Source organism: Rhizobium sp. SU303 (assembly GCF_021052345.1).
Taxonomy (GTDB): Bacteria; Pseudomonadota; Alphaproteobacteria; order Rhizobiales; family Rhizobiaceae; genus Rhizobium; species Rhizobium laguerreae.
Window position 1 is genome coordinate 4,951,410 of record NZ_CP088095.1, and the last position, 15,565, is coordinate 4,966,974.

The 15,565-nt window shown below is 62.0% G+C and carries 19 protein-coding genes; 6 read left to right on the plus strand and 13 right to left on the minus strand.

The genetic code is table 11. The annotated features are described in order from the left end of the window. Nucleotides 1-60: 60 nt before the first annotated feature. From RlegSU303_RS24265 to RlegSU303_RS24285, 5 genes are all read right to left on the minus strand, one after another. Entirely contained in the window at nucleotides 61-1,350 is a 1,290-nt protein-coding gene (locus tag RlegSU303_RS24265) for an RsmB/NOP family class I SAM-dependent RNA methyltransferase (protein ID WP_131719510.1), read from the minus strand. A gap of 144 nt (nucleotides 1,351-1,494) precedes the next feature. Continuing rightward, nucleotides 1,495-1,857, minus strand: coding sequence for a septal ring lytic transglycosylase RlpA family protein (locus tag RlegSU303_RS24270; RefSeq protein WP_017962911.1), 363 nt, complete (start codon nucleotides 1,855-1,857; stop codon nucleotides 1,495-1,497). Nucleotides 1,858-2,264: 407 nt separating this feature from the next. Further along, on the minus strand, nucleotides 2,265-3,137 hold the full coding sequence (locus tag RlegSU303_RS24275) for an SDR family oxidoreductase (protein ID WP_131719511.1): 873 nt from the start codon (nucleotides 3,135-3,137) through the stop codon (nucleotides 2,265-2,267). Beyond that, nucleotides 3,137-4,294 carry a tRNA epoxyqueuosine(34) reductase QueG gene (gene queG / locus RlegSU303_RS24280; protein WP_131719512.1) on the minus strand — a complete coding sequence of 386 codons (1,158 nt, stop codon included), beginning with the start codon at nucleotides 4,292-4,294 and terminating at the stop codon, nucleotides 3,137-3,139. The genes RlegSU303_RS24275 and queG overlap by 1 nt, the downstream gene beginning before the upstream one ends. Before the next feature lie 12 nt (nucleotides 4,295-4,306). Beyond that, nucleotides 4,307-4,999 carry a glutathione S-transferase family protein gene (locus RlegSU303_RS24285; protein ID WP_020052564.1) on the minus strand — a complete coding sequence of 231 codons (693 nt, stop codon included), beginning with the start codon at nucleotides 4,997-4,999 and terminating at the stop codon, nucleotides 4,307-4,309. 230 nt (nucleotides 5,000-5,229) lie between these two features. Between RlegSU303_RS24285 and RlegSU303_RS24290 the strand changes: the two genes are divergently transcribed. Beyond that, nucleotides 5,230-6,027, plus strand: a complete 798-nt coding sequence (locus RlegSU303_RS24290) for an undecaprenyl-diphosphate phosphatase (RefSeq protein WP_017962915.1) — start codon at nucleotides 5,230-5,232, stop codon at nucleotides 6,025-6,027. A gap of 343 nt (nucleotides 6,028-6,370) precedes the next feature. Here the strand turns inward: RlegSU303_RS24290 and RlegSU303_RS24295 are convergent, their stop codons facing one another. The 8 genes from RlegSU303_RS24295 to dnaN all read right to left on the minus strand — a co-directional run bounded on the left by RlegSU303_RS24295 (nucleotide 6,371) and on the right by dnaN (nucleotide 12,313). Then, nucleotides 6,371-6,523, minus strand: coding sequence for a hypothetical protein (locus RlegSU303_RS24295; protein WP_003544729.1), 153 nt, complete (start codon nucleotides 6,521-6,523; stop codon nucleotides 6,371-6,373). 303 nt (nucleotides 6,524-6,826) lie between these two features. Continuing rightward, complete coding sequence (locus tag RlegSU303_RS24300) at nucleotides 6,827-7,807, minus strand: complex I NDUFA9 subunit family protein (RefSeq protein WP_131719513.1); 981 nt, start codon at nucleotides 7,805-7,807, stop codon at nucleotides 6,827-6,829. A gap of 112 nt (nucleotides 7,808-7,919) precedes the next feature. Then, on the minus strand, nucleotides 7,920-8,207 hold the full coding sequence (locus tag RlegSU303_RS24305) for a DUF1330 domain-containing protein (RefSeq protein WP_094086884.1): 288 nt from the start codon (nucleotides 8,205-8,207) through the stop codon (nucleotides 7,920-7,922). Nucleotides 8,208-8,236: 29 nt separating this feature from the next. Further along, a complete protein-coding gene (gene pyrF, locus RlegSU303_RS24310) occupies nucleotides 8,237-8,944 on the minus strand; it encodes an orotidine-5'-phosphate decarboxylase (RefSeq protein WP_131719514.1) in 708 nt (235 codons plus the stop codon). Nucleotides 8,945-8,950: 6 nt separating this feature from the next. Further along, nucleotides 8,951-9,532, minus strand: a complete 582-nt coding sequence (locus tag RlegSU303_RS24315) for a histidine phosphatase family protein (protein WP_131643951.1) — start codon at nucleotides 9,530-9,532, stop codon at nucleotides 8,951-8,953. Nucleotide 9,533: 1 nt separating this feature from the next. Further along, nucleotides 9,534-10,133, minus strand: coding sequence for a phospholipid N-methyltransferase PmtA (gene pmtA / locus RlegSU303_RS24320; RefSeq protein WP_131643952.1), 600 nt, complete (start codon nucleotides 10,131-10,133; stop codon nucleotides 9,534-9,536). 95 nt (nucleotides 10,134-10,228) lie between these two features. Then, nucleotides 10,229-11,140: a DUF72 domain-containing protein gene (locus tag RlegSU303_RS24325; RefSeq protein WP_131719515.1), complete on the minus strand. Its 912-nt coding sequence runs from the start codon at nucleotides 11,138-11,140 to the stop codon at nucleotides 10,229-10,231. Between the two features lie 54 nt (nucleotides 11,141-11,194). Then, nucleotides 11,195-12,313 (minus strand): DNA polymerase III subunit beta, encoded by a 1,119-nt coding sequence (gene dnaN, locus RlegSU303_RS24330; protein ID WP_131719516.1) that lies wholly within the window; start codon nucleotides 12,311-12,313, stop codon nucleotides 11,195-11,197. 93 nt (nucleotides 12,314-12,406) lie between these two features. On the opposite strand from dnaN, the gene RlegSU303_RS24335 reads away from it, so the two are divergent. The 5 genes from RlegSU303_RS24335 (at nucleotide 12,407) to gshB (ending at nucleotide 15,501) form a co-directional block, all read left to right on the plus strand. Continuing rightward, on the plus strand, nucleotides 12,407-12,577 hold the full coding sequence (locus RlegSU303_RS24335; protein WP_165504064.1) for a hypothetical protein: 171 nt from the start codon (nucleotides 12,407-12,409) through the stop codon (nucleotides 12,575-12,577). Next, the gene (gene rsmI / locus RlegSU303_RS24340; protein WP_131719517.1) at nucleotides 12,574-13,491 is read left to right on the plus strand and encodes a 16S rRNA (cytidine(1402)-2'-O)-methyltransferase; all 918 of its coding nucleotides are present in this window, start codon (nucleotides 12,574-12,576) and stop codon (nucleotides 13,489-13,491) included. Before RlegSU303_RS24335 ends, rsmI begins: the two co-directional genes overlap by 4 nt. Further along, nucleotides 13,481-13,849, plus strand: a complete 369-nt coding sequence (locus RlegSU303_RS24345) for a YraN family protein (protein ID WP_131719518.1) — start codon at nucleotides 13,481-13,483, stop codon at nucleotides 13,847-13,849. The genes rsmI and RlegSU303_RS24345 overlap by 11 nt, the downstream gene beginning before the upstream one ends. Before the next feature lie 114 nt (nucleotides 13,850-13,963). Further along, on the plus strand, nucleotides 13,964-14,467 hold the full coding sequence (locus RlegSU303_RS24350; RefSeq protein WP_131719519.1) for a cupin domain-containing protein: 504 nt from the start codon (nucleotides 13,964-13,966) through the stop codon (nucleotides 14,465-14,467). Between the two features lie 86 nt (nucleotides 14,468-14,553). Further along, nucleotides 14,554-15,501, plus strand: a complete 948-nt coding sequence (gshB, locus tag RlegSU303_RS24355; RefSeq protein WP_131719520.1) for a glutathione synthase — start codon at nucleotides 14,554-14,556, stop codon at nucleotides 15,499-15,501. Nucleotides 15,502-15,565 lie beyond the last annotated feature (64 nt).

Consider the following 15,565-nt stretch of genomic DNA (forward strand, 5'->3'; position numbering starts at 1 on the left):
TCATTTTTGACCGGCATTTGCTTGAAAAACCGGCAGCTGCGCAGGCCTCTGTAAGCCGCGTCAGCCCTTGCGCTGCATGCGGCAGAAGAAGAAGCCGTCGGTATCGGTGGAGGCGGGCGTCAGCGTTACCGTCAGGCCGTCGGACGAATGCGGACGCGGGGCATCGTTGCCGAACAGGGCTTCCCAGGCAGGCAGGGCGCTGACGAGCTGAAAGTCAGGATTATCAGCCGTGAAGCGGCGCGCCTGCTCCTCGTTTTCCTGGGGCAGGACCGAGCAGGTCACATAGATCAGATCGCCGCCTGATTTGACGAAGCCGCTCGCCTGCGCCAGCGCGTCCTGCTGCTGGGCGGTGCGCTCGTCGAGGTTTTTCGCCGTCAGCCGCCACTTCGTATCGGGGCGGCGGCGCCACGTGCCGGTGCCGGTGCAGGGCGCGTCGACCAGCACCTTATCGCAGCGTCCGGCAAGGGCGGAGAGCGCTCTGACGTCGTCATGCACCTGGACATTGCGCGTGCCCGCCCGCTTCAGCCGCTCGATGATCGGCGCCAGCCGTTTGCGGTCGGCGTCATAGGCGTGAACCTGTCCCTTGTTCTGCATGGCGGCCGCCATGGCGAGCGTCTTGCCGCCGCCGCCGGCGCAATAATCGAGAACCTGTTCGCCATCATGGGCGAGCACCAGGTCGGCGACGATCTGCGATCCCTCGTCCTGAACTTCGAACCAGCCCTTCTGGAACGAAAGCTCGGCTGTCACGTTGGGAAGACGCGAGGCGCCTTCGCCAGCGGCAATCCGGATGCCGTAGCGGGCGATCTTTGCTGCATGCGCGTTGGCTCTTTCGAGCGCCTTGACGACCTTGTCGCGGGAGGCTTTGAGCAGGTTGGCGCGCAGATCGAGCGTCGGGCGGGCGGCGAGCGCCTGTGCCTCGGCGAGCCAGCCGGCGCCGAAGGCCTTTTCGAAGGAGGGTTGGACCCATTCGGGAATATCGCCGCGAATATGCGGTGGCGCGTCATCGAGCGAGCGGCTTTGAAAGGCCGCAACGGCGTCGGCCGAAAGCGGCGCCGGCGCAAACTTGTCGTCCGCCAACTCAGCGGCAAGACTGTCTGATGTAAAACCCCATTGGCGAAACATGACGGCGTGGGCAACGGCCGCAGCACTGTCGTCATCCATCAGCCAGGCATGGGAAAGCCGCATGCGCAGTGCGTCATAGACGATGTTGCCGATCGCAGCACGATCGCCGGAGCCGGCGAAGCGGTGCGCGAGGCCCCAGTCCTTCAGCGCGTCGGCGACGGGCCGCTTGCGGGCATCGATGTCCGCGAGCACAGAAATCGCCCCTTCGAGGCGGCCGCCCAGACGCATTCACATGTCTCCTGTTGCCGTGGCGTGTGAACGATTAGCGCAAACGCGAGTGTCACGCAGTCAATTGTTCACAAGTCTCAACCGGGTGGTAACCGCGATTGACGGCAAGAGCAAGCGCCGCTTCCGGCGCAATCAGTGGTGGCCTCAGCCGATGACCTGGTAGCAGACCTTCGCAGTGCCGGAGCTTACCATGCCGATATTCTGCGCGGCAGCGCGCGACAGGTCGATCACACGACCACGGATGAACGGACCACGATCGTTGATACGAACGACGACGGTGCGGCCATTGTTGCGGTTGGTGACCTTCACCTTGGTGCCGAAAGCAAGCGAACGATGTGCGGCAGTCAAGATGGCAGGGTTCATACGTTCCCCGGAAGCAGTTTTGGAGCGAAGTGCGTACCATGAAGCACCGCCACAACCATTGCCAGCAAAACCTTCCGCCGGAAGCATGGAAGAACAGGCTGCAATAGTTACAGCGGCGATAATAGAACGACGTATTTTCTTCAAAACAGAGTATCCCTCAACTATTGAACTCAACGCCCTTGCAGGCGGCGGGGCTTAAATCTGTGAAAAAGTGGCGAAAAAGTGCCGCGTCAGTTCACGGAGTATTACAATCTGCAACACTCGTGAGTGGGATGTCGGGATTTCAGGAATGCGCGCCGCGCCCAAACGTGGAAAAAACCTAATAAAATCAGTTAAAATCCGAACGAATTTTCCGAAGGGATAGTTAATGCCATGGCGTTCACGAAAATCGCGAAAATATTTTTCCGATTTCGCCATATTTACTGCCACATTTGGGCAAATTCAAAGGCCGTTAACCATAAGATGCGGCGAAAATTGTCCGGCCAAAGCGGGAAAGTAGGAATTTCCTACTCATTTTGGGTGAGCGTATCCGTCGCAAATAGGACTGAGTTCTACTCCCCACGCCAGCGTCCATCCTGCCACAATTGCGCAAGCGACATAGGATAGTTCGGGAAGGAGAATACGAAGCCGGCGGCCTTCAGTTTCGCATTCGAAACCCGCTTGTTCTCGCCGTAAAAGGTGCGCGCCATCGGCGTCAGTTCGGCGGTCTCGAACGCCTGTTCCGGCGGCGGTTCGACGCCCATCAGGCGGGCTGCCTCGACGATCACGTCCTGCGGCGGGCCGGGCCGGTCGTCGGTGACATTATAGATGCCGCCGAGGCCGCGCTCCGACAGAAAGCGTGTAGCCGCGCCGATATCCTCGACGCGAATACGGTTGAACACCTGGTCCTTCTTGATCAGCCGTCGCGCCGTGCCCTTGTCCAGATTGCAGAAGGCGTTGCGGCCCGGCCCATAGATGCCGGAAAGGCGAAGCACCGCCGCCGGCACGCCGCGCTCCCGGCCCATCGCCAGCCAGCCCTCTTCCGCCTCGAGCCGCTCGGTCGACCGTCCGGAAACGGGCAGGCAGGGCGTTTCCTCGCTCACCCAGGCGCCCTGGTGATCACCATAGACGCCGACGGTGGAGAGATAACCGATCCATTCGAGCTTCGGCAGCAGGCGTGCGCCGTCTTTACCGAGCAGCCGCAGCAGCGGGTCGGCCTGTCCAGGTGAGATCGACTGCACGAGATGCGTGACGCTTGCCAGCGCCTGGCGGAGCCCGTCCTCCATGCTCTCTCCGTCGAAAAGGAACGCTTCGATGCCGTTTTCGCGGAGCGCTTCCACTTTGTCAGGTGAGCGCGTGGTGCCGGAAACCCGCACGCCGTCGCCGGCAAAGGCCTTGGCGATCGCCGTGCCGGAATAACCACAGCCAAAGATCCTCACATGCATCAGCCCACTCCTGCCAATCGCCATTCGTTCAATACGTCGTCATCTCTCTCGTCCGCCCTTTGTGCGGCAAAGGCCGAGAATTCGCCAGCCTCCATCAGTCGCGAAAGCGCCCAGACCGCCATGCCGCGCACCACGGGCGAGGGATCGGCCGAAAGCCGGCGACATGGCCCGATGAGCACTTTGTCGCCGGAATTGCCGGCGGCGATCAGCACGTTGCGGACGAAACGGTCGCGGCCGATCCGCTTCACCGGCGAGCCGCTGAAAAAGGCACGGAAGGCGGCATCGTCAAGCGTCAGCAGAAAGGCGATCGACGGCTCCTTCAGATCTTCCCGCGCCTGTAGCTTCATCTCGGAGGCGGAGCTTGCGAACTTGTTCCACGGACAGGCGGCAAGACAGTCGTCGCAGCCATAGATGCGATTGCCGATCAGCCCGCGCAAATCGGCGTCGATCGGTCCCTTGTGCTCGATGGTCAGATAGGAGATGCAGCGCCGCGCGTCGATCTGATAGGGCGCGGGAAAGGCAGCCGTCGGACAGATGTCGACGCAGGCGCGGCAGGAGCCGCAATGATCGGCCTCCGGCGCATCGACGGCTAGATCGGCGGTGGTGAACATCGTGCCGAGGAACAGCCAGGAGCCATGAACGCGGCTGACGAGATTGGTATGTTTGCCCTGCCAGCCGAGTCCGGCTGCCTCCGCCAGCGGTTTCTCCATGACCGGCGCCGTATCGACGAAGACCTTCACATCGGCGCCCGCCCGCGCCGCAAAGCGCGTGGCGATCTCCTTCAGCCGGCCCTTGATGACGTCGTGATAATCGCGGTTGCGGGCATAGACCGAAATCGCTGCCTTGTCCGGCTTGTCGAGGATACCTCGGGGATCTTCTTCCGGGGCGTAATTGAGGCCGAAGACGACGACGGAGCGCACCTCGCTCCAGAGTGTGCGGGGATCGCCGCGCCGGTCGCGCGTCTCCGCCATCCAGTCCATCGTCCCGTGGCGCCCGGCATCGATGAACTGGCCGAGACGTTCTTTCGCTTGCGGGATCGCATCCGGGCGCGTGATGCGGCAGAGATCGAAGCCCTTGGCGGCAGATTCCGCCCGGACGAACTCGGTCAAATTGTCGCGGCGGCGGCGGTCTTTGTCGTCATTGTCAGGTTCGGGCATGAAGAGCCCTCGTCAGAAGTCCAGATCGGCATAGTGTGAAACCGGTGTCAGGCCGCGCACGCGCTCGGTCAGCATCGGCCGGAAGGACGGACGCGACTTCAGCCGCTGATACCAGTCCTTGACGACGGGCGAATCCGCCCACTCGATCTCGCCGAGATAATCGAGGATCGAGATCGAGGCCGCGGCGGCAAGGTCAGCATAGCTCATCCGCTCGCCGGCCAGCCACTGACGCGAGCCGGCAAGCCAGGTCAGATAGCGCATATGCTGGCGGATATTCGCGCGAGCCGTGCGCAAAACCTTCGAATCCGGCGCTCCGCCGCCCTGATCGGCGCTCATCTGCAACTTATAGACACGCTCGCGGGCGAGCGGCTTGGTCACGTCGTTTTCCATCTTCTGCATGAACCATTCGGTCAGCCGGCGGATTTCCGCGCGCTGGAAAGGGTCTTCGGCGAGCAGCCGCCGGTCGCGCTTCAAGACGCCATGCGTCTCGTCCAGATATTCGGAAATGACACTCGCGCCGCAAAGCGCGCGCATGCTGTCGTCAACATAAACAGGCAGCGTTCCGGCCGGATTGAGCGCCAGGAAATCCCGGCGCTTCTCCCATGTCTGTTCTTCGATCAGATCCGCCTGATAGCCGTATTCCGCCAGGATCAGCCGGACGAAGCGAGATGCGGATGACATGGGATGATGATAAAGCGTGGGCATCGATACTCGGGCTTTGTGATTGCTGTTACAGGACTGTGTGGCAGCTCGATTATAGCGCCCTAGTCATGACTCATTGGTTGAAGCTATAGGAGCTTGGCCCCGCCAATACAAGCGAATCGGATTTTACCCCATCTGACGATGGCGAAACACGGTCTAACGAATGATTGGAAACGGCGGCCCGATCGACCCAAGCGTTCAGGCCCGGCCGAACTTTAAACCGGAGACAATGTATGGATTATATAAGTGCTATCATTCTCGGTATCATAGAGGGGATCACCGAGTTTCTGCCGATCTCGAGCACCGGCCATCTCATCATTGCGGAGCAATGGCTCGGCCACCGGTCGGACATGTTCAACATCGTCATCCAGGCGGGTGCCATCCTCGCCGTCACCATCATCTACTGGCGTCGTCTGGTGGATCTGGTGCTCGGCTGGCGCGACCCGGTCAATCGCGATTATGCCGCCAAGCTGATCGTCGCCTTTCTCATCACCGCCATTCTCGGACTGGTCGTCAAGCGGCTCGGCTTTGAACTGCCGGAGACTGCAACACCGATTGCCTGGGCGCTCATCATCGGCGGTATCTGGATGATCTTCGCCGAATGGGCCGCCGCCCGCAGGCCGCCCCATAAAGAGATCACCTGGCTTGTCGCCATCCTGGTCGGCATCGCCCAGATCGTTGCCGGCGTCTTCCCGGGAACCTCGCGCTCCGGCGCCACCATCTTCGTTGCCATGCTGGCAGGCACGGGCAACCGCGCTGCGGCGACCGAATTCGCCTTTCTCGTCGGCATTCCCACAATGTACGCCGCCAGTGGCTATGAATTGCTGAAGACGTTCAGAGATGGCGGAGCGGCAGGCGAAGACTGGACGGCGCTCGGCATTGCCTTCGTCGTGTCCACGATCGTCGCCTTCATCGCCGTCAAATGGCTGCTGGCCTATATCAGAAGTAACCGGTTTACGCTATTTGCCATCTACCGCATCATTCTCGGTGTTTTGCTGCTCGGCATGGCCGCGACCGGCTTGATTGCCTGAGACATCCGTCCTGCATTGCATTCGCGCAACGCCCGGCGCGAATGCAAATGCCCCGTCGGACCGCACAAACAGGCACCCGATTACCGGCAAAGCGCCGATTTTTTCAGTTAGAGCAATTCCAGGAAAAGTGCGAAGCGGTTTTCCGTCCGGAATTGCGTAAAAACAAAAGGATAGAGCGGTTCTGCGCTTCCGTTAAAAGCTGAACCGCTCTAGTCATTGAGGGGATACGCTCCCGCCGCCGTTTTGAAGCAGGCGAGACTGAGCGGCGATCTCGAAGTGCCCTGTTTCAGGCGTTCCCGACTGCTTGCTGGGAGCAGGATGCCGGCGCAGGCCGGGCTTTTCGTCAATGGATGATCGAAGCCGTAGAGCAAGGATCGACGCCGTAGGCCGGCGAGCAATCGCCCTTTACCGCCGCGACCGAACCGGGCGCAACGAAAGAGCCTGCAAGGATAACCAGCGCCGCACACGCAAACAGGAGCGCGATTGACTTGCCCATTGAGAATTGCCTTTCACAGTGATTGCCGCGCGCGACCGCAGGCGTTGAGTCCGTTGGAAGACGCGCGGGTTTGGTAGTCAGTGGAATGGCAAATAGCAATAAACGTTCCTGCTAAATTTGGCGTTAATTCCACAAAATTTCCGATGCGTCTTTTATGCAACGCTGCTGAATATGCCGAGCACCAGAACACTTCAAACTTGCGCCGGGCTTTGCAGGACACGGCAACCCCAAAAGGCCGCCCGCCGGATCCGCAGACGGCCAAGTTTCATCGGCTGGAAAAGCCCTCATCGTCTGGAAAAAGTCTTAGGCGGCCTTGCCGGTGCCGGTGTATTGGCCGTGCGGACGATAGTGCACGAGATAGGAGCCGAGCACCGATGCCACCATCGTGGGCGCAATGCCGAGGCCTTTCAGCGTACGGCCTTCCGCCTCGGCTTCCGGGGAGACGACATTGTCGCGCTTCAGCATGCGCACCTGGTCCGGCGTGATCGGCGGCGTTATGAAGGGGATCAGCGAGGCGATGCTGCCGATCATCGAAGCGACGCCGAAGGGCAGGGATACCAGCGGGTTCTTGCGGCACGTCACCTTCAGCATCGTCTCGAGACATTCGCGGAAGCTCAGCACCTCAGGCCCGCCAAGCTCATAGACTTTGCCGCCGGCAACCTTGCCGTCGACGGCGCGGGCGACGGCCTCGGCGATATCTTCGACATAGACAGGCTGGAATTTCGTCTTGCCGCCGCCAATAAGCGGCAGGATCGGCGACATGCGCGCCATCTCGGCAAACTTGTTGAAGAAACTGTCTTCCGGTCCGAAGACGATCGACGGACGGAAGATCACTGCATCGGGCTTGACCGAGAGGATGGCCGTTTCGGCGCGACCCTTGGTGCGGCCATAGTCGGAATCGGATTTCGCGTCGGCGCCGATCGCTGAAATATGCGTCAGCGTCGCACCTGCGCCGCGCGCCGCCTCGGCGATCGCACGGCCGCCGAATTCCTGTACGGCGTCGAAAGTGTTGCGGCCGGTCTCCTGCAGAATGCCGACGCAGTTGACGACGTGGCTCGCACCGTCGACGGCGCGGTCGATCGAGCTGCGATAGCGCAGGTTCGCCTGCACGAAGGAGATCTGGCCGACATTGCCGAGCGGCTGCAGGAAGCCGGCGAGATCGGGACGGCGCACGGCGACGCGGATGTTATAGCCGCGCTTGGCCAGCGCCCGAACCACGTGCCTGCCCACGAAGCCGGACCCTCCGAACACGGTGACGAGCGGCGGCAGGTTGGCAAGGGTCATGGCAGGCTCCTCGAAAGGCTTGGCGGGATGCTGAATTGGCTCTCGTCTTAGCCGAATCCCTGCGCGACGGGAAGGCCCATCACGCCGTCAGTTTTTGCGAACGCGAAGTTGCTCAGACGCCTTCGACGACGACCATTTCCGCATCGGCCGCTTCCTGGCGGATTTTCGCGGCGATCTGGTATTCCGGCGAATTATAGCAGTCGACCGCATGTTGCATCGAGGGGAATTCGATCACCACGTTGCGGACGCGCGCCTTGCCCTCGAGCTCGGTAAAGGCGCCGCCGCGCGCCAGAAAATTCGCGCCGTATTTTTCGAAGGCCGGCTTGGCCGCCGTCACGTAATCCTTGTAGCGCTCGGCATCGCGAACGTCGACGCGGGCGATCCAGTATCCTTTGGCCATGGTCTTCTCCCTTTTGCCGTTGAATCTGGTTAGCGATTTGCCGGCCAGAGCGCGCTCACCATTTCGCTGAGGATCGCGCGGGCGGCATCTCGGGGATCCGGCGCCTTGACGATCGGCCGGCCGACGACGAGATGCGTCGCTCCCGCTTTCAGCGCGTCGAAAGGCGTCATCACCCGCTTCTGGTCGCCCTTGTCGCTACCATCAGGGCGAATGCCGGGGGTGACGATCGCCATGTCGGGTCCGACGATTTCGCGCACCGCAGCCGCTTCCTCCGCCGAGCAGACGATACCGCCCATGCCGGCCGCGCGCGCCTGTTCGGCGCGGCGCAGCACCAGGCTGTGCGGATCCTGGCTATAGCCGGCATCGGCAAGGTCGTCGGCATCCATCGAGGTCAGCACGGTCACGCCGAGCAGGCAGAGGCCGGAGCCGGCCGCGGCCTCGACCGCCGCCTTCATCGCTTTCGGATAGGCATGCAGCGTCAGCATCGACATGCCCATCTTGGCGATGTTCTCGACGCCGGAGGCCACGGTGTTGTCGATGTCGAGCAGCTTCATGTCGAGAAAGATCTTCTTGCCGCTGGTGGCAAGATCGCGGGCGAATTCCAGGCCGCCGGCAAAGACCAGCTGATAGCCGATCTTGTAGAAGAGAATGTCGTCGCCGAGCGTGGAAACCAGTCTTTCCGCCTCGCCGATCGTTGGAACATCCAGGCCGACGATCAACCGCTCGCGTGCGTCCATCTGAAGTCACCCCTGCCAGTCTTCGATGGGTGTCCAGTCGCATGATAAGCGGCGATCCGCAAGGCCGAAAGCATAGAGATTGCCGCCACCGCCCGGCTGGTCGCGATCGCGGGAGATCGGCCTGCCGGCCAGATGGCATTTGAGCAGCGTGCCGACGCCGCCATGGCCCACGAAGGCGATCGGCGCCGTCGCATCATACGTGGCAAGAACGGCGTTCACAGCCTCGACGATGCGGGCCTGCGCGTCGACGGCGCGCTCCCAGCCTTTGAAGCTCTGTTCCGGATGGGCAAAGAACCAGTTTGCTGCTTCTTCGAATTGCGGCGGCGGCAGGAAGCCGGTGGCCGAGCGGTCGTTCTCATGCATGCCATGCACGATCTCGACGGTCACCCCGGAAGCTTCCGCCAGGATTTCGGCCGTTTCGATCGCCTTCGTCTCGTCGCTGGAGACGATGCGCCGCAATTGCCTCGCCCAGCCGCTCTCGGCTGCTTTGCGGGCGCGCGCCGCGCCGACATCGGAAAGCCCCCATTTCGGCACGGGCACGTTGGCGTCGATCCTGACCTGCGGATGAGTGATGTAGATCCCGAACATCTCAGCCGCGCTTATAGATCCAGAGCTGCGCCGGCGGAATATTGCGCATCACGAAGTCGAAATGCTGGATATGGTAGCGGTCGGGATTGGCGGCGATCGGGGAGATCGCGCCATAGGAAATCTGCACCATCGGCCGGCCGGCCGGCAATCGATCGAGCAGGCTTTCGAGCAGCGAGATGCGCTTCGCCATCGGGAAATTCAGAAGCGGAATGCCCGAGACGACGGAATCGAAGGTGAGACCGCTGAAATTGCCAAGAGTGGTCTGAAGATCGAAGGCATCGCCGTTGATGAAGTGCACGCTGGGATAGGTTCGCTGTAGATGTTTGTGGAAATCCGTCGAATATTCGATTGCAACGAGATTTTCCGGACGGACGCCGCGGCCGAGAATGGCCTTGGTGATGGCGCCCGTGCCCGGTCCGAGTTCAAGCACCGGCAGCCCGGAATGGATATCGACGACGCTTGCCATTCGCTTGGCGGTGATCGAGGAGGTCGGCACGATCGAGCCCACCGTCTTCGGCCCCTGCATCATGCCCCGGAAGAAGCGGATCTCGTCGTCGAACCTCTTCCCGAACCGTTCCTTCACCTTGACCCGTAAGCTCATTCTCCACCCATCCGCATGTTGATCGAATGCCTTAATATGCCGCTTGTCGCTTAAGGGACAAGGATTTTCGCAACAGGGACATCGGCGTCAACAGTTCATGCGGCTTTCGGCGCTGAATCCGGCATGAGCTCGGCAAGCCTTTGGCTCAAATGATCGGCATCGACAGGCGCGCGCAGCTTCACATCGGTATTGTCGAAATAGAGATAGACGTCGCGGCCCTTGGCGCGCGCCGGGACAGGGGCAAGCACCCGTGTCGCATCGTCAGGTTCCCCGCCAGTGGCCCAGGCGCGGATGCGTTGCGCCCAGATGTCGAGCGCTTCGTCCTCATAGCCGCTGACATAGAGCTTTTCGGAGCCATGCAGGCGGCAATAGATGAAATCGGCGGTAATATCCATCAGCAGCGGCCATTTCACCGTATCGGCGCAGACGAGAGCGACCTTGTGGCGCCTCAGCATCTCAATGAAGGCGGGTGAGCGGAAGCTCTCGTGGCGGATCTCCAGCGCATGCCGGATCGGCTGATGCCCGTCACATGTAAGCCAGGCCGGTCCCTTGATGTGCCAGTCGTGCCGTTTCGCCAGCGCGATCGCCGCGTCGCGGGTGTGCGGCAGCAGCGACAAAAAGCTTTCAAAAAGTGATGGGTCGAAGACCATGTTCGGCGGGAATTGCCAGAGGATCGGCCCGAGTTTGGGGCCGAGCCGCAAAACGCCGGAGGCGAGGAAATTGGCGAGCGCCGTCTGGATATCCTGCAGCCGCAGCATATGGGTGATGAAGCGCGGTCCCTTGACCGCGAAGACGAAATCCTCCGGCGTCTCGTCGCGCCAGCGGCCGAAGCTTTCGGGCCGCTGCAATCCGTAGAAGGTGCCGTTGATCTCGATCGACCGGAAGTGCCGGGCGGCGTAGGCAAGCTCCTGCTTTTGCGGCAGGTCCTTCGGGTAGAATTGGCCGCGCCAAGGCGCATAGGTCCAGCCGGATATGCCGATGCGCACCGCTCCCGTCTTTTTGGTCATGGGATCCTCCATTTTGACAGGAGGAAAAACGGCAATGGGCGGCCTTCGTTCCGCTCAGACGCGCATCGGCATCAGCACGTAGAGGGCATCGTCGCCCGCCGTGTCGCGGATCAGCGTCGGCGAGCCGGCATCGGCAAGCAGGAAGATCGCTTCCTCGCCGGAAAGCTGGGCGGTGATGTCGAGCAAGTATTTGGCGTTGAAGCCGATTTCCATCGCATCCGTGTCGTAGCCGACGGCGACTTCCTCAGTCGCGCTGCCGGAATCAGGGTTGTTGACGGTCAGCATCAGCTGCCCCTCGGAAAGCGCCAGCTTCACCGCGCGGCCGCGCTCGGAGGAGATGGTCGAGACGCGGTCGACGGCCTGTGCGAAGCTCGTGCAGTCGACGCGCATTTCCTTGTCGTTGCCGGTCGGGATGACGCGCTGATAATCCGGGAAGGTGCCGTCGATCAGTTTCGAGGTCATGACGATCGAGCCGATCGTCATGCGGATCTTGGCGTCGGAGACCTCGACGGTCACCATCGTTTCGGGATTGTCGACCAGCTTCTGCAACTCGCCGACCGTCTTGCGCGGAATGATGATGCCGGGCATGCCCTCGGAGCCGGAGGGCGCATCGACATCGGCGCGCGCCAGCCGGTGGCCGTCGGTCGCAACCGCCCTGAGCTTCAGCTGGCCGTTGCTCTCGATCGTATGGAAGAAGATGCCGTTCAAATAATAACGCGTCTCTTCCGTCGAGATCGCAAACTGCGTGCGGTCGATCAGCATCTTCAGATCGGTCGCCTTCAGCTTGAAGGAATGCGTGAAGGTGCCGGCTGTGAGATCCGGAAAGTCCGATTCCGGCAGGCATTGCAGCGAGAATTTCGAGCGGCCGGACTGCACGGTCATCGCGCCGCCATCGGGGCTGGTGGCAAGCAGCACTTCCGAGCCGTCGGAAAGCTTGCGCACGATATCGTAGAGAAGATGCGCGGGAACGGTGGTGGCGCCGGGCTGCTGGACGCTAGCAGGTGTCGCCTCGGTGATTTCGAGGTCGAGGTCGGTCGCCTTCATGTCGAGCTTCTGGCCGTCGGCCTTGAGCAATACGTTGGACAGGATCGGGATCGTGTTGCGACGTTCGACCACGCGGTGGACGTGGTTCAGCGATTTCAACAGGTTTGACCGCTCAATAGTAATACGCATGGGATGCTACCGCTTTCGACCGTGACTGTCCGGGCGCGTCGAGCACCCGAAGAATGCTGTCCCGGCTTGAGGCCGGGGGAGTGGACGGGCAAAATGGCAGACTTCAGCATTGCTTTGCAAGAGGCATGGACGCCGGCACCCCTGCATTTGCGGTTTTCCAGAGCAATGCTCACAGAAATCCGAACCCTTGCCGAAGCGATGCGGCTCGCCCATAAAGGCTTCGATGCCGGCGACGAGCCGGCGGGACGAAAGCAAATGGCATGAATGAGGAAACGACAGCGGACGCCGCCGGCCGGCGAAGCTTCCGCCTGCACAATGCAACGGTGCCGGCGCGGCCGCTGAAGCCGGCGCTCTATCTCGTCGCCACCCCGATCGGCAATCTCGGCGATATCACCCTGCGGGCGCTGGAAACGCTGGCCGGCGCCGATGTACTCGCCTGCGAAGATACGCGCGTCACCCGCGTGCTGCTTGACCGCTACGGCATCCAGAACCGTCCCTTCGCCTATCACGAGCACAATGCCGACGAGGCCGGTCCAAGGCTGCTGCAGGCGCTCGAAGCCGGGCGTTCGGTGGCGCTGGTTTCCGATGCCGGCACGCCGCTGGTCTCCGATCCCGGTTATCGGCTGGCGCAGCAGGCGATAACGGCAGGTTACCGCGTCATTCCCATTCCCGGCGCCTCCGCCCCGCTCGCAGCTCTTGTCGGCTCCGGCCTGCCGAACGATGCCTTTCTTTTCGCCGGTTTCCTGCCGGCCAAGGACAAGGCCCGCCGCGACCGTCTCGGTGAACTTGCCGCAGTACCCGCAACGCTGATCTTCTTTGAATCGCCGCATCGCATCGGCGCAACGCTTCTGGCCGCCGCCGATGTGCTGGGCGGCGCTCGGCCCGCCTCCGTCTGCCGCGAGCTGACCAAGACCTATGAGGAGTTCCGTCGCGGCTCGCTTGCCGACCTTGCCGCGCATTATCAGCAGGTGGAAAACGTCAAGGGCGAGATCGTCCTCGTGATCGGTCCGCCGGAGCCGGTCGAGACGGATGAGGCCGATGTCGAAGCCATGCTGGCCGACCTGTCGAAGACCATGCCGACGGCAGGCGCCGCGACCGAGGCCGCCCGCCTCACCGGCCTGCCGCGCAAGGTGCTCTATCAGCGCCTGCTGGAGATCAAGAACGCCGATGGGCGATAATGATCTCGCAACGATCAGAAGGAAGGCGCTGCGCCGGGGCCGCATGTCGGAATATGTCGCGGCCGCCTTCCTGATGCTGAAGGGCTATCGCATCCTGGCTCTGCGCCACCGCACCAGGCTTGGCGAGATCGACATCATCGCCCGCAAGGGCGATCTCGCCGTCTTCGTCGAGGTCAAGGCCCGTCATGGCGAGGCCGCGGCGGTCGATGCCGTCTCTGTCGCCGCGCAAAAGCGCATACGGGCGGCAAGCGATCTCTGGCTCGCCCGCCAGGGGGATCAGGCCCGCCTTTCCCAACGTTATGATATCGTGGCGATCATGCCCGGCCGGCTGCCGCGGCATTTTATTGATGCTTTCTGACCTCCTTTCGCCCCATAGGATTTCCGGATCGTTAAACTTTTAGTCCCCGCTTGAACCAGGTCCTTACGACTCTCTGCTATCGACTCGGTAGGGATAACAATTGGGGGTTGTTTCATGGCCTGGAAGCTGATGTTTGCAAGTGCGGTCGCCATGGCCGCGCGCTCGGTGCCGTATGCGGTGGCGAAGCCGGCCGGAAAGTCCTTCGTCGCGCATGCGAGCGATCTGCTGCCGCTGAAATCCACGCCGATCAATCCGGACTGGATTGTCAGCGGCAATCCGCAGGCCCGCACCGCCGAACATTCACGCGGCCATGACGAGGCCTCGCTGACGGCGATCTGGGATTGCACGGCGGGCGAATTCCGCTGGCGCTTCGGCTGGGACGAGACGGTGATGATCCTCGAAGGCGAGGTTCATATCACCGCCGAGGACGGCACCGAACGAACCCTGCGCGCCGGCGACGTCGCCTTTTTCGCCGGTGGGACCTGGGCAAGCTGGCGGGTCGACAATTACGTCCGCAAGGTCGCCTTCCTGCGCAAGCCCTTCCCGAAGCCCTTGGCCATCGCCTACCGCCTCCGCAACATACTGCGCAACAACGGCAACCAGGGCATCGCTGCCTGAAAAACGGCGACCTGAAGCCCTTGATTGACCGTTGCGTTTGATATCTGGCCGACCTACATCTGTCCGGCATTCAGCGAGGGATGGAAATGGCCAAGATCACCAATGTAGCGGTCCAGATGGATCATGTCGCCGGCATCAATATCGCAGGTGATTCCACCTTCGCCATGAGCCTGGAGGCGCAGGCGCGCGGCTACAAGCTCTTCCATTATACCCCCGACCGCCTGAGCTTCCGTGACGGCAAGCTCTATGCCAGCGTCGAGCCGATGGTGCTGCGCGACGTCAAGGGCGATCACTACGAGCTTGGCGCGCCGGAGCGCATCGACCTCGCGACGATGGATGTCGTGCTGCTGCGCCAGGATCCGCCCTTCGACATGTCCTATATCACCTCGACGCATCTGCTCGAGCGCATCCACCCGAAGACGCTCGTGGTCAACGATCCGGCCTGGGTGCGCAATTCGCCGGAAAAAATCTTCGTCACCGAATTCTCCGACCTGATGCCGAAGACGCTGATCACCAAGGATGCCGCCGAGATCCGCCGCTTCCGCGACGAAATGGGCGACATCATCCTGAAGCCGCTCTACGGCAATGGCGGCGCCGGCGTCTTTCATTCGACCCGCGACGACCGCAACCTCTCCTCGCTGCTGGAGATGTTCGGCCAGCTCTTCCGCGAGCCCTTCATTGCCCAGCAATATCTGCCTGACGTCCGCAAGGGCGACAAACGCATCATCCTGGTCGACGGCGAATTCGCCGGCGCCATCAACCGCGTTCCGGCCGAACACGACAGCCGCTCCAACATGCATGTCGGCGGCCGCGCCGAGGCGACCGAACTGACGCCGCGCGAACAGGAAATCTGCGGCCGCATCGGCCCGGCGCTGAGGGAACGCGGCTTCCTGCTCGTCGGCATCGATGTGATCGGCGATTACATGACCGAGATCAACGTCACATCGCCCACCGGCATCCGCGAGGTCAAGAAGTTCGGCGGCGCCGATATCGCGAGCCTGCTTTGGGACGCGATCCAGCGCAAGCGCGGCTGAGCCTGCTGCTCATGACCGTTTTGGTCTCGCGACCGAGCACAACCAAGGTCACAGCGGATGCCTG